20 protein-coding genes are annotated in these 24422 nt (G+C 59.7%); 12 read left to right on the forward strand and 8 right to left on the reverse strand.

Annotation, left to right across the window (positions count from 1 at the left end; all coding sequences use genetic code 11):
- Window positions 1-78: 78 nt before the first annotated feature.
- Complete coding sequence (locus CSV91_RS00420) at window positions 79-1392, reverse strand: NCS2 family permease (protein ID WP_099431372.1); 1314 nt, start codon at window positions 1390-1392, stop codon at window positions 79-81.
- Between the two features lie 193 nt (window positions 1393-1585).
- Here CSV91_RS00420 and CSV91_RS00425 point away from each other — a divergent pair, with 193 nt between their 5' ends.
- Together CSV91_RS00425 and bsh are read left to right on the forward strand one after the other, a co-directional pair.
- On the forward strand, window positions 1586-2005 hold the full coding sequence (locus tag CSV91_RS00425; protein ID WP_099431373.1) for a peptide deformylase: 420 nt from the start codon (window positions 1586-1588) through the stop codon (window positions 2003-2005).
- Between the two features lie 131 nt (window positions 2006-2136).
- Window positions 2137-3102 carry a choloylglycine hydrolase gene (gene bsh / locus CSV91_RS00430; protein ID WP_099431374.1) on the forward strand — a complete coding sequence of 322 codons (966 nt, stop codon included), beginning with the start codon at window positions 2137-2139 and terminating at the stop codon, window positions 3100-3102.
- Window positions 3103-3181: 79 nt separating this feature from the next.
- On the opposite strand, the gene CSV91_RS00435 is transcribed toward bsh, so the two are convergent.
- Window positions 3182-5431 carry a KUP/HAK/KT family potassium transporter gene (locus CSV91_RS00435; protein WP_099431375.1) on the reverse strand — a complete coding sequence of 750 codons (2250 nt, stop codon included), beginning with the start codon at window positions 5429-5431 and terminating at the stop codon, window positions 3182-3184.
- Window positions 5432-5639: 208 nt separating this feature from the next.
- Window positions 5640-6551 (reverse strand): DMT family transporter, encoded by a 912-nt coding sequence (locus tag CSV91_RS00440; RefSeq protein WP_099431376.1) that lies wholly within the window; start codon window positions 6549-6551, stop codon window positions 5640-5642.
- 118 nt (window positions 6552-6669) lie between these two features.
- Between CSV91_RS00440 and CSV91_RS00445 the strand changes: the two genes are divergently transcribed.
- Window positions 6670-7527, forward strand: coding sequence for a LysR family transcriptional regulator (locus CSV91_RS00445; protein ID WP_099431377.1), 858 nt, complete (start codon window positions 6670-6672; stop codon window positions 7525-7527).
- A 201-nt stretch (window positions 7528-7728) separates the two neighbouring features.
- Complete coding sequence (locus tag CSV91_RS00450; RefSeq protein WP_099432741.1) at window positions 7729-9210, forward strand: aminotransferase class I/II-fold pyridoxal phosphate-dependent enzyme; 1482 nt, start codon at window positions 7729-7731, stop codon at window positions 9208-9210.
- A 75-nt stretch (window positions 9211-9285) separates the two neighbouring features.
- On the opposite strand, the gene CSV91_RS00455 is transcribed toward CSV91_RS00450, so the two are convergent.
- Window positions 9286-9696, reverse strand: a complete 411-nt coding sequence (locus tag CSV91_RS00455; RefSeq protein ID WP_099431378.1) for a peptide deformylase — start codon at window positions 9694-9696, stop codon at window positions 9286-9288.
- A 214-nt stretch (window positions 9697-9910) separates the two neighbouring features.
- Here CSV91_RS00455 and CSV91_RS00460 point away from each other — a divergent pair, with 214 nt between their 5' ends.
- Window positions 9911-10804, forward strand: coding sequence for a hypothetical protein (locus CSV91_RS00460; protein ID WP_099431379.1), 894 nt, complete (start codon window positions 9911-9913; stop codon window positions 10802-10804).
- A 353-nt stretch (window positions 10805-11157) separates the two neighbouring features.
- Here the strand turns inward: CSV91_RS00460 and pdxT are convergent, their stop codons facing one another.
- A complete protein-coding gene (gene pdxT / locus CSV91_RS00465) occupies window positions 11158-11745 on the reverse strand; it encodes a pyridoxal 5'-phosphate synthase glutaminase subunit PdxT (protein WP_099431380.1) in 588 nt (195 codons plus the stop codon).
- A gap of 20 nt (window positions 11746-11765) precedes the next feature.
- Complete coding sequence (gene pdxS, locus CSV91_RS00470) at window positions 11766-12656, reverse strand: pyridoxal 5'-phosphate synthase lyase subunit PdxS (protein ID WP_099431381.1); 891 nt, start codon at window positions 12654-12656, stop codon at window positions 11766-11768.
- 145 nt (window positions 12657-12801) lie between these two features.
- Here pdxS and pdxR point away from each other — a divergent pair, with 145 nt between their 5' ends.
- Entirely contained in the window at window positions 12802-14217 is a 1416-nt protein-coding gene (gene pdxR, locus CSV91_RS00475; RefSeq protein ID WP_099431382.1) for a MocR-like pyridoxine biosynthesis transcription factor PdxR, read from the forward strand.
- A gap of 71 nt (window positions 14218-14288) precedes the next feature.
- Here the strand turns inward: pdxR and CSV91_RS00480 are convergent, their stop codons facing one another.
- Complete coding sequence (locus tag CSV91_RS00480; RefSeq protein WP_022094328.1) at window positions 14289-14849, reverse strand: ferritin family protein; 561 nt, start codon at window positions 14847-14849, stop codon at window positions 14289-14291.
- Window positions 14850-15105: 256 nt separating this feature from the next.
- Here CSV91_RS00480 and CSV91_RS00485 point away from each other — a divergent pair, with 256 nt between their 5' ends.
- The 6 genes from CSV91_RS00485 (at window position 15106) to CSV91_RS00510 (ending at window position 21508) form a co-directional block, all read left to right on the forward strand.
- Entirely contained in the window at window positions 15106-16326 is a 1221-nt protein-coding gene (locus CSV91_RS00485; protein ID WP_099431383.1) for an iron-containing alcohol dehydrogenase, read from the forward strand.
- Between the two features lie 8 nt (window positions 16327-16334).
- Window positions 16335-17714 carry an aldehyde dehydrogenase gene (locus CSV91_RS00490; protein WP_099431384.1) on the forward strand — a complete coding sequence of 460 codons (1380 nt, stop codon included), beginning with the start codon at window positions 16335-16337 and terminating at the stop codon, window positions 17712-17714.
- Between the two features lie 264 nt (window positions 17715-17978).
- Window positions 17979-18158 carry a hypothetical protein gene (locus CSV91_RS00495; protein WP_099431385.1) on the forward strand — a complete coding sequence of 60 codons (180 nt, stop codon included), beginning with the start codon at window positions 17979-17981 and terminating at the stop codon, window positions 18156-18158.
- Between the two features lie 77 nt (window positions 18159-18235).
- Window positions 18236-18781, forward strand: a complete 546-nt coding sequence (locus CSV91_RS00500; RefSeq protein ID WP_232049517.1) for a metallophosphoesterase — start codon at window positions 18236-18238, stop codon at window positions 18779-18781.
- 65 nt (window positions 18782-18846) lie between these two features.
- Window positions 18847-19611 (forward strand): ChbG/HpnK family deacetylase, encoded by a 765-nt coding sequence (locus CSV91_RS00505; protein ID WP_099431387.1) that lies wholly within the window; start codon window positions 18847-18849, stop codon window positions 19609-19611.
- A 139-nt stretch (window positions 19612-19750) separates the two neighbouring features.
- Window positions 19751-21508: a DUF2130 domain-containing protein gene (locus CSV91_RS00510; RefSeq protein ID WP_099431388.1), complete on the forward strand. Its 1758-nt coding sequence runs from the start codon at window positions 19751-19753 to the stop codon at window positions 21506-21508.
- Between the two features lie 79 nt (window positions 21509-21587).
- On the opposite strand, the gene CSV91_RS00515 is transcribed toward CSV91_RS00510, so the two are convergent.
- Entirely contained in the window at window positions 21588-24269 is a 2682-nt protein-coding gene (locus tag CSV91_RS00515; RefSeq protein ID WP_099431389.1) for a DEAD/DEAH box helicase, read from the reverse strand.
- Between the last annotated feature and the right edge of the window lie 153 nt (window positions 24270-24422).

The following is a 24422-nucleotide window of genomic DNA, read 5'->3' on the forward strand; positions in this document are numbered from 1 at the left end:
TGCCTGGCTTTAAAAGCAAAGCGCGGAGCCGCTCGATGCGACTCCGCGCTTTGGTGTTCTGCTTTGGCAGCTTTGCCGCTACGCTACGAAGAAGTAGACGAGGAAGGCGAGGGCTGCGATCCACATGAGCGGCTTGATCTTGGAGGCCTCGCCCTTAAAGAGCGCGACGATCACGTAGGCGATAAAGCCCAGGCCAATGCCGGCAGAGATGGAGTAGGTGAAGGGCACGCCGGCGACAATCATGAACGCCGGGAAACCCTGCGACACGTCGGACCAGTCGATCTCGGAGGCCTCGCTCATCATGAGGTAGCCGACGTAGACCAGAGCACCGCAGGTGGCGGCGCTGGAAACGATGGTGACGATGGGGGAGAAGAACGCGGCGAGAATGAACAGCACGCCGGTGGTGACGGAGGTGAGGCCCGTGCGGCCACCGTCGGCAGCGCCAGAGGTGGACTCGACGAAGGTAGTGATGGAGGAGACGCCCATAAAGCCACCGGCAGCAGCGGCCACGGAGTCGACGACCAGGATGGGACGGATGTCCTCGACATTGCCGTCCTCGGTCAAGAATTCGCCCTGCTTGGCGACGGCCATCGCGGTGCCCATGGTGTCGAAGAAGTCGCTCATGAGCAGCGAGAAGGCAACGACGAGCAGCATCGGGTCGGTCAGAACCTTCACGATGGCCATGTTGCCGTCGGCGGTGCTGGCAAACGGGGCGCCAAAGGTCGAGAAGTCGAGCGGTGCGATGAGGCCCTCGGGCGCATGGGTGACGCCCAGCGGGATACCGGCAATAACGGCGACGATGATGCCGATGAGCAGCGAGCCCGGCACGTTGCGGGAAGCCAGGGCAACCGTCACGATGATGGAGATGATGCCGACGATAAAGGTGGGGGAGGCGATGTCGCCCAGGCCGACGAGCGTACCGGCGCCAGCGGTGATGATGCCGGCGTCGCACAGGCCGATCATGGCGATAAACAGACCCAGACCCACCGAGATGGCGTGGCGCAGGACCACGGGGATGGCGTCCATGATGGCCTCGCGCAGGCCGCACAGGACGAGCAGCAAGATGACGATACCCTCGAGGAAGATAACGCTCATGGCCACGTGCCAGTCGCCGCCGCACATGGTGGTGGCGATGCCCGCGATCATGGCGTTGATGCCCAGACCCGACGCGCAGGCGAGCGGGCGGTTGGCGAAGATGCCCATGCAGATGGTCATGATGCCGGCGCCCAGGCAGGTGGCGCAGGCGAGCGCTCCCGCATCGATGCCAGCGCCCGAGAGCACTGCGGGGTTGACGGCGATGATGTAGGCCATCGCCAGGAATGTTGTCAGTCCAGCGCGAAGTTCGGTCCCGATTGTGGACTTGCGCTCACTGACGTGAAATAGTTCGTCCATGCATACCCTTTCCTTGTTCGGCCCCGAGTTTAGGCCGATCGACACGAACGCTCCCACTATAGTCCCTTTACGACGCTGTTGTTCCTCGCATGTTGATGTTCGGCGCTTTGCAGCAGACGGACGGTATTTTTCGCATGAAAATGTGTGGGTACCGTATACTTAAGCGGTTACAACGACCCCTATGGAGGAACGTATGATTAAAGAGCTTTGCCACGACGAGGCTATCCTGTCCCAGCGTTGCGAGGTTGCGACCGTCGAGGACGAGTCGGTTGCTCAGGACCTGATCGATACCATCAAGTCGCTCGACGATGCCGGCTGCCTTGCCGCTAACCAGATTGGCGTTACCAAGAAGGTTTGCGTCTACCTGGACGATGCCGGCGAGCCCCACGTGCTCTACAACCCCCGTCTGGTGTTTGGCCTGGGCGCCAGCAAGATGGAGGAGAGCTGCCTGACGCACGAGGAGGTCACCAAGTCCACGCGCTATATCAAGTGCAAGGTTGCTTATGACGTGATCGTTGACGGCAAGATGCGCGAGCGCAAGCAGGACTTCGTCGGCTTCGAGGCACAGATGGTCCAGCATATGATCGATCACTGCCAAGGTAAACTTGTCTAGGGTGACTACAGCACCGCACTTCGTCTCTTTTGGTCCGGGCGTGACATTGTTGTCATGTCCGGGCTTTTGTGTTTAGCGCCTTTTTGTTTGGTGACAATAACCTTAGCAAGAACGTAAAGCTAGGAGGCGCTATGTGCACGAGCATTCGATTTACCGATAATTCTGGCCACATGTATCTGGGCCGCAACCTCGACTGGAGCTTTGACTACGGCCAACAGGTTCGCGTGATGCCGCGCGGGTTCCACATTCCGTATTCGTTTATCGACGATGCGTCGGCGGCACACGCGGTAATCGGCATGTGCATCGATTACAAGAACTACCCTATGTTCTTCGACTGCGGCAACGATGCGGGCCTCGCCGTGGCGGGTCTCAATTTCCCGGGTTATGCCGAGTATGCCGAGGACCCTGTCGACGGCAAGACCAATATCGCGGCCTATGAGTTTCCCCTGTGGGTGGCAGCGACGTTCTCGACGGTCGACGAGGTCGAGGCTGCGCTGCGCGATACGGTGATTGTCGCCAAATCTGCGGGAGAGGGGCTGGGCGTGTCGCTGCTCCATTGGATTATCGGCGACAACCAGCGTAGCATCGTGGTCGAGATGATGGCTGACGGCCTGCATGTATACGACGATCCGGTCGACACCCTTGCCAACCAGCCGACCTTCCCGTGGCACATGGAAAACCTGCGCACCTATATCACTGCCACAAGCGATTTTCCGCAGACGGCGACATGGCGTGGCGCCGAGCTCAAGCCCTATGGTGCGGGTGCCGGCATGCGCGGTATTCCGGGTGATTGCTATTCGCCGAGCCGTTTTGTAAAGGCGGCGTACCTCAATGCCAATTACCCGCAAAAGGAGAGCGAGACCGAAAACGTCGTCCGCATGTTCCGTTCACTCGAGGGCGTGGTGATGATTGAGGGGGCGTCCAGGATGGGCGATGGCAAGTTCGAGAAGACTATCTATACCGGATGCTTTAGCGCGCGCACGGGCAATTATTACTACGCGATGTATGGGGATCCGTCGATTCGCTACGTGAGCCTGATGGATGCCGAGGGCGCGAGCCCCGATAGGCTCGTGGTTCCCGAGCCGCGTCGTTCGTAGGTGAGAAGTCCGTCGCGATACAAAGCGGCCCTGCATCTCTCGTGAGGTGCAGGGCCGCTGTCGTCGATTCGCGGCGTCGCTAGAAGTTGGCGTCGTTGAGTTGTTCACTCTCGAGGCCGTCGAGCTGTTGCTGCTCGGGCGTATCGGCGACGCTCTCGAGCAGCTCAGTGGGATCGACGTTCATATTCCTACCGGCCTCGTTGCCGTTGACCAGGTCGTCCGAGAAGATGTCGACTTCCATTTCCTCGGCTTCCTCGATCTGAACTTCGAGTGGCACCTGGGTGCGTACAAGCTTGACTGCCGGACGCATGCGGGCAAAGAGGGGCACGTACTCGATGATGATGGCCGAGTTCTCTAGGCCGTACCAACGTGCCGGGCTTCCGCAGGCGCGGCGGACGGCGTACTTGATGGCCATCACGCGGTGGTCGTTGCGGTTGATGTCCGTTTCGGGGGCAAGCATCTTGCGTAGCATGCAAAAACGGAAGTCGCCCACGTTGCCGCGCGTCTCGTAGATGGAGTAGGTGTGGTGCTGCGGCGGCAGCTCGCCCGATGCCATCAGGTCGCCAACAATCTGGCGCAGGTAGGCGTTAACGCGCTGGTTGACCTTAAAGCCCAGGTCCAAGCGCACGCGGAACAAGAAGTCCGTGCCAAAGGTCTCAACGGAATACTCATGCGTATAGGGCTCATCGGTAACGTGCACGTTGATGAACCAGTATGCCTTGGCGCGCTTGGGATGCTTGTCCAAGATGGAATAGAGCACGTCGCGGTCGAGCGTGAGCGGGTCGGGACTGTTGGTGAGGAACACCAGGTTGTCGGCGAGCACGGGGTAGGTCTCATCGTTACGCAGGCGGTTGAGCTGATCGATGTACTTGGAGACGGGCAGCAGAATCGTCTGCGTGCGCTCGATGGCGGTGCCGCGGCGCCACACGTACATAAGGCCAAACAGCAGCGAGGCCAGGAAGATCATCACATAGCCGCCGTCAAAGAACATGGTGAGGCATGAGGCAAAGAAGCAGAGCTCGATGGCGCCAAAAAGCAGGGCGAAGATGCAGGCGCCCAGCTTGTGCTTGAGAATGCCGGCGATATAGCTCGTCAAAAGCGTCGTGGTCATGAGCATGGTCACGGTGATGGCGAGGCCATAGGCGCTTTCCATGCGCTCGGAGTTCTGGAACAGCAGCACAATGAAGATGCAGCCGACCCACATGATGTTGTTGACGAGCGGAATATAGAGCTGACCCTTGGTGTCGCTGGGGTAGTGGATGCGCAGGTGCGGCATGAGATTGAGGCGCGTTGCCTCAGATACCAGCGAGAACGAGCCGGTGATGAGCGCCTGTGAGGCGATGATGGCCGCCACGGCCGAAAGCACGATGGCAAAGGGGCGCAGGGGCTCGGGGAGCATCATATAGAACGGGTTGACGATATCCATCGCGAGCATCTGGGGGTTGTAGTTATTGGCGAGCAGCCAAGCGCCTTGACCCAGATAGTTGAGGATAAGGGCCGCCTTAACAAACGGCCAGGATGCATAGATGTTGGCCTTGCCCACATGACCCATGTCCGAGTAGAGCGCCTCGGCACCGGTTGTCGACAGGAAGACAAAGCCGAGCACCATGATGCCCGAGTGGTTGATGGGCGAGAACAGGAACATGATGCCGCGGATGGGGTTGAGCGCGCGCAGGATGGACAGGTTGCCGAGCATGTTGAACAGGCCGGCGCCTGCCAGGAACAGGAACCACAGCGTCATGAGCGGGCCGAACAGCTTGCCGATCGACGAGGTACCGGCGCGCTGCATGGCAAATAGGCCGCAGATAATGATGATGGTAATAATGATGACGTTGGTTTGCCCGTCACCCAAAAGCGCGTGACCCCACTCGATGGTGCGCAGGCCCTCGATGGCCGTGGTAACCGTGACGGCGGGGGTGAGGATGCCGTCGGCGAGCAGCGCCGCGCCGCCGATCATGGCGGGGAGAATCAGCCATGGCGCCACCTTGCGCACGAGACTGAACAGGGCGAAGATGCCGCCTTCGTTGTGGTTGTCGGCCTTCATGGCGATCAGCACGTACTTGACCGTGGTCACGAGCGTCATGGTCCAGATAACGAGTGAAAGCGCGCCCAGGATCATGTCCTCGCTGACGGTTCCGATGCCGCCGTTGTTGGCGACGATTGACTTCATGGTGTACATGGGGCTCGTGCCGATGTCGCCGTAGACGACGCCGAGCGTTACGAGCAACATGCCAGCGGAGAGGGGGATGGCGCCATGCCCGGCCTGACTATGCTGGTCTTGGAGGCTTGCCTCCAGCTTGTTGTGTGCCACGTGGACTCCCTTGGACATCTGGCCTCTGCAAAGAGCAGTAGACCTTTATGCCATCTTTATACATTTAAGAGCAGTTTGGCACATCGGGGTGTTTTAGACAATAATCCCCAGCTGGGGATTATTCATGTACGCAGGTAGCATTTCAAAACAGGGGCGTATCCGCTGTATGGTTTGCTGCAGTGTGTCAACCGCGGACGCACCCCTGCTTTGAACTGAAGAGGGGCGTTTAGGCGCGTACTGCCTGGGCGATACCGGCCTTGGCGCTTGCGCGCTTACCGGCGAGTTCGCAAAAGATCGCACCGCCGATGATGAGCGCGGCGCCCATCAGGCGGACCGGTGTTATGGCTTCGCCTAAAAGGACGGCGGAGAACACGACGGCCGAAAGCGGCTCGAGGTAGCCGACAACCGCGACGGTCTGGACGGGCAGTTTGGCGACGGCACTAAAGTAGAGCAGGCAACCGATGCCGGTGTTGACGACGCCGAGCATGACGACGGCGCGCCAATCAATACCGGCGGCGACGCCGGCGGACAGGAATGAGGGGACGCCCTGCGTGATGAGCGTGAGGACCAGTGCGGTCACAAAGGCGGCGCTCACCTGGAGCGTGGAGTTTTCGAGGCCTTCGATGTGTGGCGCACCCTTGCTAGCGATGACCATCAGCGCATAGCAAAATGCCGAGGCGATTCCGCAAGCGATACCAGCAATGGGCATATTGCCGCCTAGACCTTGCGCCGCAATGAGAAAAGCACCGCAAGCAACGGCGATGAAGCCGGCGATTTTGCCACCGGTCAGCTTTTCGCCAAAGATGAGCGGGGAGAGCGCCATGACAATGATGGGGCCGCAGTAGTACAGCAGCGAGGATACGCCGACGCCGATCGTCTGGTAGGCGCGGAATAGAAAAATCCAGCTGGCGCCCAGCGCGGCTCCCGAGAGGAGGAGGGCTGCGGCTTCGCGGGGGCGAGATGGCGCCTGCAACTTATGGCGTTGGGTGATGGCGAGGATGGTGACAAGCGAGAGTGCGCCCAAAAACGTGCGTAGTAGCACGATATCGGAGCTCGGCAGCGCGATGGCAGCGGCGATGATGCCGTTGGAGCCAAACAATAGCAATGCTGCTAAGTACGTAAACAGTCCGTTGTTCATGCGCTGACATCCCTTCTATATCCGAGCATCTTCACTATGGGTGAACTGGATTTAGAAGAAAAGCGAATATAATGCATGGATAACATGACAAAAACTCATGTAAAGGTGGAGGGGTGCCGTGGAAACGAATATTCAAAAAATGCAGGTGCTGCTCGAGACAGTGCGCGCCGGAAGCTTTACGCGCGCCGCCGAGCGCCTGAGCTATTCGCAATCGGGCGTGAGCCGCATGGTGGCCGATCTTGAGGCCGATTGGGGCTTTAAGGTGCTCGACCGCAGTCGTGAGGGTGTGGTTCTTTCTGCTGACGGGCGGCAGGTCATGCCGGCTGTCGAGGCGCTCTGCGAGGAATTCGTTCGCTTGCAGCGACGCGTGGATGAGATGCGTGGGCTCATGCGCGGCAAAATCTGCATCGGTACGTTTTCGAGCGTGGCGACCCACGTGCTGCCGCCGGTGATTGCTCGTTTTCGTGCCGATTATCCAGACATTGATTACGAGTTGCTGATGGGCGACTATTCAGAGATTGAACAATGGGTGGCAGAGGGCCGCTGCGATCTGGGCTTTATCCCGCATGAGCCCCGAGAAAATGGCATGACGTCGCGGTCTTTGGTGCGCGACGAGTTGATGGCGGTAGTGCCGGCAGACTCTTTGCTTGCCACTGAAGAGGTCGTCTCTCTTGCCGATTTGGCCAACGAGCAGTTTATTCTGCTGGAACGCGGCACCGATGACGAGATTACGCCGCTGTTCCGTCGGGCGGGGCTGACCGTGCGCTCAAAGCTGTCGACCTGGGATGACTATGCGATTATGGCCATGGTCGAGGACGGCCTGGGCGTGAGCGTCCTTCCGGCGCTCATCTTGCGCCGCTGCCAGTTCAATGTCGCCATTCGTTCGCTCGAAGGACATCCCCATCGGCAGATCAACGCCATATATCGAACGGCCGATGTTTCACTTGCCGCCGCTCGATTCCTTGAATACCTCTAAATGAGCGCACGCCGTTGTCGCTTTGGGATTAATCTCGGAGTTCGGTACGTTTTCTTATGAAATTGAACTTTCGAATGAGGTACGGCGCTATACTGCTTGCTAAATTGAACCTTGGTTCAATTCGTGTTCTATAAATTGAACTTTGCCAGCAAGGAGGTTCCTGTGGCCCAAGAGACGTTTAGCGATCGCCTGCGACAGACTATGTCCGATCGCGACGTTCGCCAGTCGGACGTAATCCGCGCATCGGAGATGCTCGGCAAAAAACTCGGCAAGAGTCAGATGAGCCAATATGTGAGCGGCAAGACGATTCCGCGGCGCGATGTGGCAGAGCTGCTCGCCCGTATTTTGGAGGTCGATGTTACCTGGCTGCTCGCCGGTGACGCCGACCAAGGCGAGGAATCATCTCCCCGCAACGATTCCAAGCCCGAACCCCATCCCTCAGCTCAAATTGCAAGGAGCGCCACCATGCGTACTTTTTCTAAATCCACCAAGCTCGATAACGTCCTGTATGACGTGCGCGGTCCCGTCGTCGACGAGGCCGCCCGTATGGAGGACGAGGGCGAGCGCATCCTCAAGCTCAATATCGGCAACCCGGCGCCCTTCGGTTTCCGCACGCCCGATGAGGTCATCAAGGACATGCGCCAGCAGCTGCCCGACTGCGAAGGCTATTCCAACTCGCGTGGCCTGTTCTCCGCGCGCAAGGCGATCATGCAGTATTCGCAGATCAAGGGCTTGCCCAACGTTCAGATGGAGCATATCTACACAGGCAACGGCGTATCCGAGCTCATTCAGCTTTCGATGAACGCGCTGCTCGACAATGGCGACGAGATTCTGATCCCCAGCCCCGACTATCCGCTCTGGACGGCGTGCGCAACCCTTGCCGGCGGTCATCCCGTGCACTATCTGTGCGATGAGCAGGCGGATTGGTATCCCGACCTGGAGGATATGGAGTCCAAGATCACGAGCGCGACCAAAGCCCTCGTCATCATCAACCCCAACAACCCCACGGGTTCCGTCTATCCGCGCGAGGTGCTCGAGGGCATCGTCGAGGTTGCGCGCAGGCATCAGCTGATGATCTTTGCCGATGAGATCTACGACCGCCTGTGCATGGACGGCTACGAGCACGTCTCGATTGCCTCGCTCGCCCCCGACCTGCCCTGCGTTACCTTTAGCGGTCTGTCCAAGTCGCACATGATCGCGGGCTATCGTATTGGCTGGATGGTGCTTTCGGGCAACCAGCGCTGCATGAGCGACTTCATCATGGGCATCAACATGCTCTCCAACATGCGCCTGTGCTCCAACGTGCCGGCTCAGTCGATCGTTCAGACGGCGCTCGGTGGCCATCAGTCCGTCAACGACTACATCCGCCCCGGCGGCCGTGTCTACGAGCAGCGCAACTTTGTGTATGAGGCGCTCAACAAGATTGACGGCATCTCGGTGGTCAAGCCCCGTGCGGCGTTCTACATCTTCCCCAAGATGGATGTGAAGAAGTTCAACATTACCGATGACGAGCAGTTCGCCCTTGACCTGCTGCACGAGAAGAAGATCCTGATCACGCGCGGCGGCGGCTTTAACTGGGCTGAGCCCGACCACTTCCGTATCGTGTACCTGCCGCGCATGGAAGTGCTCAAAGAGTCCCTCGAAGACCTCGCCGACTTCTTCGACCATTACCGCCAGAGCTAGTGGGATAGAAGCTCCGCACTATGAAAAGCTCCCTGCAGTTGTTTTGCTGCAGGGAGCTTTCTTGAATCGGCGGAACTATATAACAATCCCGTTGCAGTGGTCGATTTCGTGTTGGATGATCTCGGCGGTGTAGCCCGAGAAGTTCTTGATGCGGTGGACGAAGTTCTCGTCCAGATATTCCACCTTAATGCGACGATAACGAGTGCAGGGACGCTCGCCGACGAGAGAAAGACATCCTTCGCTCGTCTGGTAGGCATTGACCTGCTCAAGAATTTGCGGGTTGTACATAAGCAGCGACTTGCTGCCGTCCTTTACGCAGATGATGCGTTTGCGCACACCGATCATGTTGGCGGCGAGGCCCACGCACTCGTGCTCATGCTCGTGGAGCGTATCCAGAAGATCCTGTCCGGTCGCGGCATCTTCTGGGCCGGCGTTTTCGGAAGGCAGGCGCAAAAAGAACTCGGATTTCATGATGGGCTTAATCATGGCGGGCTCCTTAGGGTGGACACGTTTGGTTCAGGCCATGATACCGCGACATGTCGCATTAATGTGTGCACATAGATTCTGCAGCTAGATTGGCGGGCGACACCATAAACTAATGGGCGTTTTGCCGAGAGGCATGAATGTTTAAAGCGCAAAGAGTGCGCGACGGGCCCCGCGAATGGGGCGATGATGCCCGAGAGGGCCAAGAAGGAGTCTCATGTCCGAGAACGAAGAGATCATGAACGAGACCGAGAACGAGACCATGGCTGCCGAGGTAGAGGCAGTCGAGACCGTGGAGACCGAAGCTGCCGAGGTTGAGGCTGCTGACGAGGTTTCCGCCGAGGAGGAGGCCGAGGTTGTCGAGGCCGCCGTTGATTACGATGACGAAGAGCTGATGGACAAGATGCAGAAGGCCGCCCGTCTGCTGCGTAGCCGTCGCTTTGCTATTTCCAAGGAGGAGGAGGCCAAGGCCGAGCGCATGGCGAACATCGAGCGCGCCATCAAGCTTCTTGACCTCAAGCCCAAGATGGAGCAGAAGGAAATGTCCGACCTGCTCGGCATGCGCCTCCGCGAGCTCGATGGTCTGATGGCCGAGGCCGAGGCTGCCGATCTGGTCGGCCGCATCGACGACGCCGAGGGCGATATGCGCAAGATCGTCGTCTTCGCTGCCGAGGATGCCGCTGAGGGCCTGGTCGAGCTTGCCAACAAGAAGGAGAAGCTCTTGCCCGAGCTTTCTTACGAGGAGGCCACCGAGCTGATGGCCGCTCTCGATAAGGTTATTGCTCCGCTCGTCGCCATGGGCCTGGACGAGGACCGCGGTCCTCGCGGCGGCCGTGACGATCGCGGTGGTCGTGGCGGCGACCGTGGCGGTCGCGGCGGCTTTGGCGATCGCGGTGGCCGTGGTGGCGACCGTGGCGGTCGCGGTGGCGATCGCGGCGGCCGTGGCGGCGACCGTGGCGGTCGCGGCGGCTTCGGCGGCAACCGTGGTGGCTATGGCGACCGTGGTGGTAACCGTGGCGGCTTCGGCGGCAACCGTGGTAACGATCGCGGCGGTCGCGGTGGCGACCGTGGCGGCCGCAACGGTGGCGGCTTCCGCGGCAACCGCTTCTAGGGGTTACGCGGTTCTACGAACCGCGTAACTAGTTGACGCTGCGCGCCCACCAGAGCGACAACTTGTCATTCAAAGAGGACGGCATGACCAGAAGGTCTATGCCGTCCTCTTTTCATGCCAATTTGTTCGCTCTGGTGGGCGCTCGCTGTCGTTGCCGAAACATCGGCGTTGCCTTTGTTGCCATAGTCATTGGGGACGTTCTTGTTTGACTAGTCGTTTAAGAACGTCCCCAACGACTACATAGGATGAGAGTGGATAATCTCCCGGTTTGAGCCTGCATTCAAACTCAAAGTGGGAGATTATCCACTCTCATTTGTTGTGTGTCCGAAAATTCACGCTCGTTTCTATGCTGCCTACATTTGCAGGAACAGTTCGTGGAGGCGGGTGTCTTCATCGAGTTCGGGGTGGAAGGTTACGCCGAGCTGGTTGCCCTGGCGGGCGGCGACGATGCGGCCATCGACCTCTGCCAAGGCCTTGGCGTCGCCGTGGACCTTGACGATGCGGGGCGCGCGGATAAACGTTAGCGGCACTTCACCGTCGATGCCGTCTACCTGTCCCTTGGTGCGAAAACTGCCGAGTTGTCTTCCATAGGCATTGCGCTCGACAAGTACATCCATGGTTGCCAAACGCGGCGTGCCCTTATCGTCATGGGCGGCAAGGTCGTGAGCCAGCAGAATCAGGCCGGCGCAGGTGCCCAGGACGGGCATGCCTTCAGCGATACGGGTACGAAGCTCCTCGAGCATGCCCAACTCATCAAGCAGTTTCCCTTGAACGGTAGACTCGCCGCCGGGAAGTACCAGACGGTCAAAGTTCTGCTTCAAATCAGCCGCCTGCCTCAGCTCAATACAACGTGCGCCCAGCTCGGACAGCCTCGCCTCGTGCTCGGCAAAAGCACCTTGGACCGCCAGCACGGCGACCGTCTGGTCTGCGTAATCGCTCATGTGCGATCCTTTCTGCCGGACTAGCGTCCGCGCTCCTCCATGATGATCTCGATCTCGTCAGCGTTGATACCGACCATGGCCTCGCCCAGGTCCTCCGAAAGCTCGGCGATGAGCTTGGCATCGGTGAAGTTTGCCACGGCCTTGACGATGGCGGCGGCGCGCTTGGCGGGGTCGCCGCTCTTAAAGATGCCCGAGCCGACAAAGACGCCCTCGGCGCCCAGCTGCATCATCAGCGCGGCGTCGGCGGGGGTCGCGACTCCGCCGGCGGCAAAGTTTACGACGGGGAGCTTGCCCGTGGCATGGACCTCGCGCACCAGCTCGACCGGAACCTGCAGCTGCTTGGCTGCCTCAAAGAGCTCGTCGTCGCGCAGAGCAACAACGTCGCGGATCTGCTTTTGGATCTTGCGCATGTGACGCACGGCCTGAACGACGTCGCCCGTGCCCGGCTCGCCCTTGGTACGAATCATCGTGGCGCCCTCAGCAACACGGCGCAACGCCTCGCCCAGATCGCGGGCGCCGCAGACAAACGGCACGTCAAACTGGGTCTTGTCGATGTGATAGACATCATCGGCGGGGGAGAGGACCTCGGATTCGTCGATGTAGTCGATTTCGATGGCCTGCAGGATCTGCGCCTCGACCATGTGGCCGATACGGCACTTGGCCATAACGGGGATGGAGACAGCTTTTTGGATGCCCTTGATCATCTTGGGGTCGCTCATGCGCGAGACGCCGCCTGCGGCGCGGATGTCGGCCGGGATGCGCTCGAGCGCCATGACGGCGCAGGCGCCCGCCTCCTCGGCGATGCGTGCTTGCTCGGGCGTGGTGACGTCCATGATGACGCCGCCCTTGAGCATCTGCGCGAGCTCGCGATTGAGTTTGACGCGATCGGCCTTGCTGGTCTGTTCTGCCATGGTTGCTCCCTTGGTTGGCATGTACATTGCTTGACGGAACATCCTATCGGGGAGCTGGGTATGGCGAAATACTCAGTTTTCGAGATAATAACAAGGTCAGACTAATGCCAGATTGAATGACTCGACAAGGTCAGGTGACAAACTCATGCTTGACTATAATTTGGAAAACCGCGGCGAAGCATCGCTCTATGAGTATGTTTACCAGCAAATTCGAGATGATATCGTAGCTGGACGCATTGCGGCGGGGGAACATCTGCCGTCTAAGCGCGCCTTTGCCAATCATCTGGGAATTAGTGTCATTACAATCGAAAATGCATATAGCCAGTTGCTTGCCGAGGGTTATATTTGCTCAAAGCCGCGCCGTGGTTACTACGCGTGCGAACTTCCGGATGCGCCGGTTTTGTCTTTGGCCGCGGGGGATATCGACCGAGATGCTGTCTCTGTTGGCCCCAGCGCGCATGATTCCGACGGACAGACCGAGCAGTTCGAGGCTCTTTCTCCTTCCGCCTTGGAGGCGGCGCGGCTTTGGCAAAGCGCGCTACGGGCGACACTGATGTCCGAAGACGAACGTGAAATCTTTTCGCCCGCGCCGGCGCAGGGCACCGCTCGGCTGCGACGTGCGATTGCGCACCATCTACGCGGGACGAGGGGTATGAATGTCAATCCCGACAATATCGTTATCGGTGCGGGCGCCCAGTTGCTCGATACCATGTTGGTTCAGCTGCTTGGCACGGACAAGATATATGCCGTTGAGGATCCGGGCTATTTGCGCCTGACGCGCATCTATCAGGCTATGGGTTGCGAAGTGCGTCATATCCCGTTGGACGGTGAGGGCGTGGACTTGAGCGCTCTGCAGAAAACCGGGGCGGATGTCCTTCACCTGATGCCGTCTCACCAATATCCGACCGGCCTTGTGACGAGCATTGCACGTCGCTATGCGCTGCTGAGCTGGGCCGCCGAACGGCCGAGTCGATATCTCATCGAAGACGACTTTGATTGCGAGTTTCGTCTGGCCGGCAAGCCGATTCCCGCGCTCGCGTCGATCGATGCCGCTCAATCGGTCATCTACACCAACACCTTTTCAAAAAGTCTGTCGTCGGCCCTGCGTTTGGCGTATATGGTCCTGCCTGATGAGCTGATGGAACGGTTTAGGCGCAACCTTGGTTTTTACGCCTCGTCGGTGAGTTCTGTTGACCAGGTCGCTTTGGCTCGTTTACTGGAATCAGGCGATTACGAGCGCCATGTAAACCGGGTCCGCGTTCGCGCTCGCGAGACACGCGATGGCCTGGCGTCGCTTGTGCGGAAAGCGTTTCCAGCAGGGGAGGTCTCGATCGAACATGCAGATGCGGGCCTTTACTGCACTGTTGCCCTGGCCGAGGACAAGGCGGGGGAGAGTTTCGCGAAGGCTCTCGCTGACGCTCGTATTTCCTATGTCAACATCGCCGATTGCCTGTGGACGGCTGATCGGGCATCGACTAAGAACGCTCCATCTCGCGTCCTCATACAATACGACGACCTGAGCCCTCAGTCGCTCAGTGTTCTTCAAGAGCAGCTGCAATAATCCCACGAAGAAGGCCCGAACCATGCGGTCCGGGCCTTATCGAGCTAAAGATTATCTCTCAGGCGGCTGGCTTAGCCAAAGTAGCGCTTGAGCAGACCGGCGAAAGCCTTGCCGTGGCGAGCCTCGTCGCGAGCCATCTCGTGCACGGTGTCGTGGATGGCATCGAGGCCAGCGGCCTTGGCGCGCTTGGCAAGATCGGTCTTGCCGGCGGTGGCGCCGTTCTCGGCCTCAACGCGCATCTCGAGGTTCTTCTTGGTGGAGTCGGTCACGACCTCGCCCAGGAGCTCGGCGAACTTGGCGGCGTGCTCGGCCTCCTCGTGGGCAGCCTTCTCCCAGTACAGACCGATCTCGGGATAACCCTCGCGATGGGCGACGCGAGCCATGGCCAGGTACATACCGACCTCGGAGCACTCGCCCTCAAAGTTGGCGCGCAGGTCGGCAACGATGTCCTCGGAGACGCCCTCCATCTTGGCGACGCCCACGACGTGCTCGGCAGCCCACTCGAGCTGGCCCTCCTCCTGCTTCAGGAAACGAGAACCGGGAACACCACACTGGGGGCACTTGAAGTCCTCGGGCAGCTGGTCGCCGTCGAACTCTTCCACATAACCGCAAACGGGGCAAACAAACTTCATGATTCGATCCTTTCGATCGATGGCGATTGTGCGCTCGTCCGGTCCCGTAAGGGCCCTCTCCGGACGTGCGTCTTGACGAGTTCTATTATCCATAAATGAGACCGAATGTGAAGCCTATTAGGAATGATTTTTAATAAAACAATTTTGGCATGTGAAGATGTTGATTGATTAACGATTGCTAGACCTCGTGCGACCTCCGCCGAGTACAATCGGTCGAGCAAATGTTGACCAATCAACAAATGAAGGAGCTTCCTTTATGCATCTAGCCCGCCGCGCCTGGTGCCGAACGTATCAAACGGTTTTTCGCATCGCATTGCCGGTGCTGCCCTATACCGAGCCGCGCATTTTGGAGCATGCCGAGGATGTGCCCGCGGTGCTTCAAAAGCGCTCGATCCAGAAGGTCCTTATCGTGACAGACCCTGGTATTGCACGTTTGGGGCTCACGGCATCGCTCGAGCGTGCGCTTACGGCTCAGGGGATTGGCGTTACGGTCTATGCCGAAACGCGTGCGAACCCCACGGTCTCAAACGTGGAGGAAGCGGCGTCTCTGTATCGAGCGCGCGCCTGCCAGGCCATTATCGGCTTTGGCGGCGGTTCTGCCATGGACTGTGCCAAGGGCGTGGGTGCGCGCATCGCGCAACCCAACAAACCCATCAACAAGATGCGCGGCCTGCTGCGTGTCCATCGTCGCCTGCCGCTGCTCATCGCCGTTCCCACCACGGCGGGCACGGGAAGCGAAGTCACACTCGCGGCGGTTATCACCGATGACGAGACGCACTACAAATACCCCATTAACGACTTTGTGCTTATTCCGCGCTTTGCGGTGCACGACCCCGAGTTTACACGCGGCCTGCCCGCCTCCATTACGGGGCAGACGGGCATGGATGCTCTGACACATGCCGTCGAGGCGTTTATCGGGCGCAGCACCACGCCCTATACGCGTAAGATGGCGCGTCAGGCGGTCCAGCTCATCCGCGACAATTTGCTCGAGGCTTATGAGCATGGCGACGACATGCGCGCTCGTCGCAATATGCTTTCGGCGGCGTATAAGGCGGGCGTTGCGTTTACTCGCTCCTATGTCGGATATGTGCATGCCATCGCGCACAGCCTGGGCGGCCGATACGGAATTCCGCACGGTTTGGCCAACGCGATCATCCTGCCGCACATGCTTCGCGCTTATGGTGACGCCGCCGCCCCCAAGCTTGCCGATCTTGCTCGCATGGCCGGTATCGCGCCGGCTAACGCGCAGGACAGTCTTGCGGCCGAGGCCTTTATCGATTGGGTCGACCGCATGAATGCCGCCTTGGGCATTCCCAAATATGTGACGGGCATTCGCCGCTCCGACATTCCTGAGATGGCGGCCCATGCCGATGCCGAGGCCAATCCGCTGTACCCCGTTCCACTTTTGATGGATCGTTTGGAGCTCGAGCGTATGTACGAGGTCGTCGCGGGTGGTATGTTTGAGGGCGAGAACTAGGAGGGTCCATGAACACCGAGGAAATCGCGCGCATTGTCGGCGAACAGCGCGCCTACTTTAAGACGCACGCCACGTTTGATGTCGATGCTCGACGCCGCGCCCTCGTGCGCCTGCGCGAGGCGGTGCGGGCACACGAGACTGATATCGCCCATGCGCTCAAGACCGATTTGGGAAAGTCACATGACGAGGCCTATATGTGCGAGATCGGCACCTCGCTTTCCGAGATGCGTCATCAGATTGCACATGTGGCTCGATGGAGTCGTCCGCGCCTGCGTCCGTGTGACCTCGCCAACGCCGTAAGCGTGTGCAAAACGCAAGCCGTGCCCTATGGTGTCACGCTCATCATGGCACCCTGGAATTATCCGTTTTTGCTGACGCTCGAGCCGCTCGCCGGCGCCCTTGCCGCGGGCAACACCGTGGTCATCAAGCCGAGCGCCTATGCTCCGGCATCGAGCGCGGTGCTCAGGCAAATCTGTGAAGAGGCATTTGATCCGCGCCTGGTGACGGTTGTCGAGGGCGGGCGCGCCGAAAATGAAGCGCTGCTCGATGAGTACTGGGACAAGATCTTCTTTACCGGTAGCGTTCCGGTCGGCAAGCTCGTCATGGAGCGCGCAAGTAAAAACCTTACGCCCGTGACGCTTGAGCTGGGCGGAAAGAGTCCCTGCATCGTGGATGCGACGGCAAACTTGAAGGTCGCGGCGCGGCGTATCGCCTTTGGTAAATGGCTCAACGTGGGGCAGACCTGCGTGGCGCCCGACTACCTGCTGGTCGATGCGCGCGTGCATGACGAGCTGCTGGACCTTATCAAGGAGGAGGTCCGCCGTATGTTTGGCGAGCATCCGCTCGATAACGAGGATTACGGACATATCGTCAACGCCAAGCATTTTGCGCGCGTGCGTGGGCTGATCGACCCCGACAAGGTTGTGCTGGGAGGCACGGCGCGCGAGTCGTCGCTCAAGATCGAGCCGACGATTTTGGACGGCGTGACCCCCGATGACGCCGTAATGCAGGAGGAGATTTTCGGCCCGATCTTACCGGTGCTGGCGTTTGATGACCTGGATGAGGCCGAGACGTTTATTACGGATCGTCCGACGCCGCTGGCCCTGTATGTCTTTAGCCAGGACCGTGCGGCTCAGCAGCGCTTTGTGCGCTACGTGCCCTTTGGCGGCGGCTGTGTTAATGACACCATTATGCATTTGGCTACGAGTCATATGGGCTTTGGCGGCATGGGCGCGAGCGGCATGGGGCAGTACCATGGCCGCGAGAGCTTCGATACGTTTAGTCACAAGAAGAGCATCGTGAACAAGGCAACGTGGCTGGACGTGCCGTTCCGCTATGCCCCTTACGCAAACTGGAAGCACAAGTTCGTGCGCATGTTTGTGCATTAGAATCAGATGACATAGGGATAAACAAAGTGGCCGCCCCCGCGTAAGCGAAGACGGCCACTTCTCACGATGAAAACGTGTATCGGAGTTGGCAAGACCCGCTGCCACGGGTGCCATCCGTGTTCCTATCTTATCTGCAAGCGTTCCGTCGCGCAAGCGTTGCGGCAAACGATTGAAAGACGCAGACAGGATGAATTTGTGTCCGCACGGGCCCGTAGACTTCTCAACTATGTTGTGGATGCTCTCTAATCGGTAATGGAGGCGCACGTGTTTGATGGCGACGACCTGTTGGATCTGACAGACGATCCGTTTGAGTGGGATATGCTACTCGATGACGATGAGTTGGAGCAGGACCGTAAGAAGCGGCAGGGCAAGAAGGCGCGGGATGACGCTTCGAAAAAGCAGGACAAGCGTCGCCGAGGTCTGTTCGGCGGGCTCTTTGGGTGACTGTCTCATCGCCGCGTCTGTACCGCGTCTGTATACTAAACAGGTCTTATACGCGTTGCGAAATGAGGACAGAGACGATGATGTGGTTTACCGCCGACCTGCACCTGGGCGATACGAATATCTTGCACGACGTGGATCGACCGTTTGATTCGGTCGAGGAGATGAACCGCAAGGTCATCGATGCCATCAATGAGTGCGTGGCTGTGGACGACCGCCTCTATATCCTGGGAGACTTTACGTATCGTTTGCCCATGGCGGAGGCAGTGCGCCTGCGCGAGCGCATTGAATGCCAGAGCGTGACGCTCATCCGTGGTAACCATGATGGCGATTGGGGAGATCCGGACGCGCCGCACATTTGGGATGAGGTGCGCGATTATCTGGAGGTCGCCCCCGGTTACGCTAAGGGCCATCGCCTGGTAATGAGCCATTACCCCATGCTCAGCTGGAATGGCAAGGCGCGCGGCGCCATCATGCTGCACGGGCACATTCACAGCAGGGGAGACCGCACCAACGCGCGCAATCGCGATCGCGAGCGCCCTATCTTTCGCTACGATGTCGGTCTCGATGCCAACGACTACAAGCCCGTAAGTCGCGATCAAATCCTCGACTTCTTTAGACTGTAATTCTCGAACCACCACAAGATGGGACAGGCACCTTTGTGGTGGTCCTTGCATAGATTGGAGTCGCTATGAAGCAATTGCTCATTCGTGCCGACGATATCGGTTATTCGTATGCCGTTAACCTGGGGATTGCCCGCAGCATCAATGAGGGTCTGGTGCGCTCGGCGGGCTTGATGCCCAATATGCCCGAGGCCGAGCGTGGCTGGTCGCTCGTGGCGGACGCCGGCATTGCGGTGGGCCAGCATACCAACGTGTGCCTGGGCAAGCCGTGTGCCGACCCGGAGCTCATTCCGAGTATGCTCAACGAGAGCGGTGATTTCCATAGCAGCCGTACCTTCCGCGAGCATTTTAAGCGCGGCGAAGAACTGATCGACTTTGATGAGGCCTGCATCGAGATCCGCGCGCAGCATGACCGCTTTGTAGAGATTGTGGGCCGCGAACCCGATTACTTTGAGGCCCATGCCGTCATGAGCAAAAACCTTAACCGAGCGATCTCGGCGGTTGCTCAGGAACTGGGCCTTAAGGAACAGAAGGCGAGCTTCGACCCCACGGCGGTTGTGCGTTGCGGTGCCACCGACCTGCGCATGGTGATGCACTCGATGGAGCCGGGCTACGAACCCAAGGACTCGATTATGCGGACGGTTCGCGAGATGGCGGACGGCGAGACGGTCGTCTTTGTGTGCCATCCGGGCTATCTCGATCGTTTTATCTTGGAGAACAGCTCGCTTACGACCGATCGCACCAAGGAAGTCGATGCGCTGACCGACCCCGAGCTTCGCGCTTGGCTTGAGTCTCAATCCGATCTTCGCCTGATCGACTACCGCGACCTGTAAGGACCCAAGCCACCACAAAAGGGATAGGCACCCTCGCGGTGGATCTGGCGCCGTTGCCATTATGGCTGCGGCGCCTTTTTTGTCCGCGTGGCGCGGTAGAGTGTAGAAGGTTGAAATTTGCGTCCATCGAGGAGCTGCTATGAACGAGATCAAGTGCCCGCATTGCGGCGAAGTTTTTAAGGTCGATGCGTCCGGTTATGCGGATATCGTCAAGCAGGTGCGCGACGCCGAGTTCTCGCGCGACCTGGACGAGCGCGTGAAGGCTGTTCAGCGCGAGGGCGAGCAGGCGCTGGAGCTTGAGCGCTCGCGCTCGACGGCTGCTTTGCAAAAGGCGGAGTCTCAGCGCGACGCTCAGCTTGTCGAGCAGAAGAACGCTGCAGCCCAGCAGCTGGCGCAAGAACTCGCCAAGCGCGATGCGGAGCTTGCCGAGCTACGCGCCAAGCTCGAGGGCGCTGCCGCGGAGCGCGAGAGCGCAAGCCAGCGCGCGGCGGTTGAAGCCCGCGCCGATGCTCAAAAGGAGAACGCCGAGCTCCAGCGTGAGATCGACAATTTGCGTGCGCAGCTGGGACGCAAGGATGATGAAGCCAAGCTTGCCGAGTCGGCGGCGCGCAACGCTGCTCAAAACGATGTAGCCGCGCGTGATGCCCAGATTGCCGAGCTGCAGGCCAAGCTTGCCGCGGCAGACAAGGCTCAGGAGATGGCGCTTGCCGCTGCTGCTGCCGAGTCGCAGCGCGAGCTCGATGCCGCTCGCAGCGAGGCCGAGCGTACGCTTACTGACTATCACGCGAAGGTACAAGAGAAGTTTTCCGCCGCAAGGGCTCAGTCTGAGCAGGAGGCCGAGGGCCTGCGCGCACGGCTGCGCGAACAGGAGCTGACGGCCAAAATGAACCTATCAGAGGCGGTCGCCGCGGCGGAGCGAGAGCGCGATGAGGCACGTGCCAAGCTGACGAGTGAGCTGGCAGTGCGCGATTCTCGCGAGGAACAGGCCAAGGCAGCACATGAGCTTGAGCTTGCGCAGGCCAAGCGCGCGAGCGATGACCTAATTCGCTACAAGGATGAAGAGATTGAGCGCCTTAAGGACATGAAGGTTCGCCTGTCCACCAAGATGGTGGGCGAGTCGCTCGAGCAGCACTGCGAGACTGAGTTCAATCGTTTGCGTATGACCGCGTTTCCTAATGCGTACTTCGAGAAAGACAACGATGCGTCCGAGGGCACCAAGGGCGACTTTATCTTCCGCGAGTGCGACGCGAGCGGCAACGAGATCATCTCGATCATGTTCGAGATGAAAAATGAGAACGACGAGACTGCGACCAAACACAAAAACGAGGACTTCTTTAAGAAACTCGATCACGATCGCCGCCAAAAGGGCTGTGAGTACGCGGTACTCTGCACACTGCTCGAGCCCGAGAGCGAGCTTTACAACGCGGGAATCGTGGACGTGAGCTACCGCTACGAGAAGATGTACGTGATTCGCCCACAGTTTTTCATTCCCATGATTACGCTGCTGCGCAACGCCGCCATGGGTTCGCTGCACTATAAGCAGGAGCTGGCGGAGTACAAACAGCAGAATATCGACGTCACGAACTTCGAGGCCAAGATGGAGAAGTTCAAGGACGGCTTCTCGCGCAACTACAACCTGGCGAGTAAGCAATTCGAGTCGGCAATCAAGGAAATCGATGCCGCCATCAAGCAGCTCGAGAAGACCAAGGACGATTTGCGCCGCAGCACCGAGAATCTGCGCCTGGCCCACAACAAGGCCGATGAGCTTACCATTCGCAAGCTCACGTGGGGCAACAAGACCATGAAAGCAGCGTTTGACGAAGCGCGCGAGGCTGTGACAGAGGCAAACGATGAGCCAGCCGAGGCGGATTCGTATGAGGTCGAGGATGCCGAGTAAGGCATAGCGTATAGTGCAAAAGCGGGGCTGCTGGCGATGTTGCCAGCGGCCCCGCTTCGTTTCGTTCCAGTATGTTCGGCTAGTCCTCGAGCAGGTCCTCGATAAAGCCGACGCGGTAGTTTTTGAAGATGACCTCGCCGCCGTCCTGCGTGGCGTCCAGATCGACATCGCCCATGATGCCAAAGTCGTGGTCGCCGTCCTCGTCGGCAAAAATCTGGTGCACGTGCCACACATGCTGCGTCTTCTCATCGCTCTCGTCGATGGAAAACATCGCGGAGCTGCGAGCGTCTCCGTCGGTGAGGATTTCCTCGTGCTGATCATGGTAGGCGTCGAGCGCTTTTTGCCAGCGGGCCTCGCTCATGCCCCAGTCTTCATCGAGCTCGCCCAGGTCGCGCACGTGCTCGCGGGCGGCAAGGGTCACGCGGCGGAAGAGCGCATTGCGCACCAGCAGCGTGCAGCCGCGGCGGTCCGCCACGACCTCGTCGATGCCCTGCGGCGGCGCGGCATCGAGGGCTGCCGGGTTGCCGGCGTTCTCCCACTCGTCCACCAGGCTCGAGTCCACCGAGCGCACCACAAAGCCCAGCCACGAGATAATGTCACGCAGGCGCTCGTCACGCTTCTCGATGGGCACGGTGCGGTCGAGGGAACGGTAGGCCTCTGCCAAATAGCGTAGCAAAATGCCCTCGGAGCGGGCGATGCCGAGCTTTTGAATATAGCCCTTAAAATCGCTCGCGCTCTCCAGCATATCGCGCAGGACGCTCTTGGGAGAGAGCTGGTAGTCGTTTGCCCAGGGCACCTCCTGGCAGTACTTGTCAAAGGCGGCGTCGAGCAAATCCTCGAGCGGCTTTTCGTAGGTGACATCCTGGATGCGCTCCAGGCGTTCCTCATAGTCGACGCCGTCGGCCTTCATCTCGGCCATAGCGCGATCGCGTGCGGCGCGCTCTTGTGCGCGCAGCACCTGCTTGGGATCCTCGAGCGTTGCCTCGACCATTGAGATTAGATCCATGGTATAGGTCTCGCTCTCGGGGTCGAGCAGCTCCAACGCGGCAAGCAAGAACGGCGAGAGCGGCTGATCGAGCGCGAAGTCCTCGGGCAGGTCGACCGTCAGCGCGTAGTCGATGTCCGGCGCGGCGTCAGCCGGAGCATCGGGTGCGGGCGGCACCTCGGTGCGCACGACGACGCCGGAGTCGATGAGCGTGGCGAAGATTTCGTCAGCGCGAACCTCGAGCTTAGCCTTTTCCTCGGGCGTTTGCAGGCTTGTCTCGATGAGGTCGTGCACGCGGGCGCGAGCGTCGCCGCCCTGCTCGACCACGCTAATTACCATGGAGTGTGTGATGCGAAGGCGCGGCTTGAGCGTTTCGGGCTGCGTCTCGATCAGGCGCTCAAAGGTCTGCTTGTTCCAGGTGACAAAGCCCTCGGGGGCCTTCTTCTTTTTAATCTTGCGGAGCTTCTTGGGGTCGTCGCCCGCCTTGGCCATAAGCTTGGCATTCTCGATCTCGTGCTCGGGTGCCTCGGCGATGACCATACCCTCGGTGTCAAAGCCCGAGCGACCGGCGCGACCAGCGATCTGATGGAACTCGCGGGCGCGCAGACGACGCATCTTGTAGCCGTCGAACTTGGTGAGCGCGGTGAGTACCACGGTGTGGATGGGTACGTTGATGCCGACGCCGAGCGTATCGGTGCCGCAGATGACGGGCAGCAGGCCCTGCTGCGCCAGGCGCTCGACCAGCAGGCGATAGCGCGGCAACATGCCAGCATGGTGCACGCCGACGCCGCATCCAAGCAGGCGTTTGAGAATCTTGCCAAAGGCCGTCGAGAAGCTCGTGCCCTTGGCGGCTTCCTTAATGGCCTCGCGCTGCTCCTTGCTGGCGATGCCAAAATTGGCAAGTGACTGTGCCGTCGCAAGGGCGGCATCCTGGCTAAAGTGCACGATATAGAGCGGGGCCTCGCCACGGCGCATGGCGAGCTCGACCGTGCCCTCGAGGGAGGTCGTCACATAGTCGTAGCTCAGCGGAACAGGACGCGGGGCGTCGACAACCAAGTCGCAAGCAGCGCCGGTGTGCTCCTCGAGTGAGGCGGCGATGGCGGTGACATCGCCGAGCGTGGCGCTCATGAGCATGAATTGCGTGTGAGGCAGGGTGAGCAGCGGCACCTGCCAGGCCCAACCACGATCGGGGTCGGCAAAGTAGTGGAACTCGTCCATGGCGACGCAACCAACATCGGCATCTTCGCCCTCGCGCAGCGCGTCGTTGGCAAGGATCTCTGCCGTGCAGCAGATGACGGGCGCCTTGGTGTTGATATGCGTGTCGCCGGTGATCATACCGACGTTATCGCGGCCGAGCACCTGCACAAGGTCGAAAAACTTTTCGCTGACCAGAGCCTTGATGGGGGCCGTGTAATAACAGCGCTTGCCTTGTGCCATGCCCATAAAGAGCATGCCCAGCGCGACAAGCGACTTGCCCGATCCGGTCGGTGTTCCCAAAATGACGTGATCGCCGGCAGCCAGGTCCATGAGGGCCTCTTCTTGGTGGTCCCACAGCTCAATACCGCGATTGCTCGTCCATTCAAAGAAGCGCTCGAAGGCCTGGTCGGGCGTGAGCCACGGTTCGGGCTCGCTGCCGTCCTCGGGCTCCCACCAGGTGGGGGAGAGCGCACCGAGTGAGCCGAATTCGGCTTCGGTTCCCGTGCCGCCCGAGAATGAGCTGGCGGCGCCGGCGCCAGAGACGGTGCTGGCGGCGGTATCTATCGTGGTCTGTGCCATGTGTTTGCTTTCTCTCGCGATTGTCCGCCAACTATTATGGCGTAGCGGCGGCGCGGGGTGCCAGCGCGCGAGAAAATGCAGGAAATGGGCGTTCTGCCCGGCCGTTTGGTGCAGTTGTCAGTTAAGTGAGTAGACTTTTTGCAATATCGCGAG

The sequence above is a fragment of the Collinsella aerofaciens genome, assembly GCF_002736145.1.
Lineage (GTDB): Bacteria > Actinomycetota > Coriobacteriia > Coriobacteriales > Coriobacteriaceae > Collinsella > Collinsella aerofaciens_A.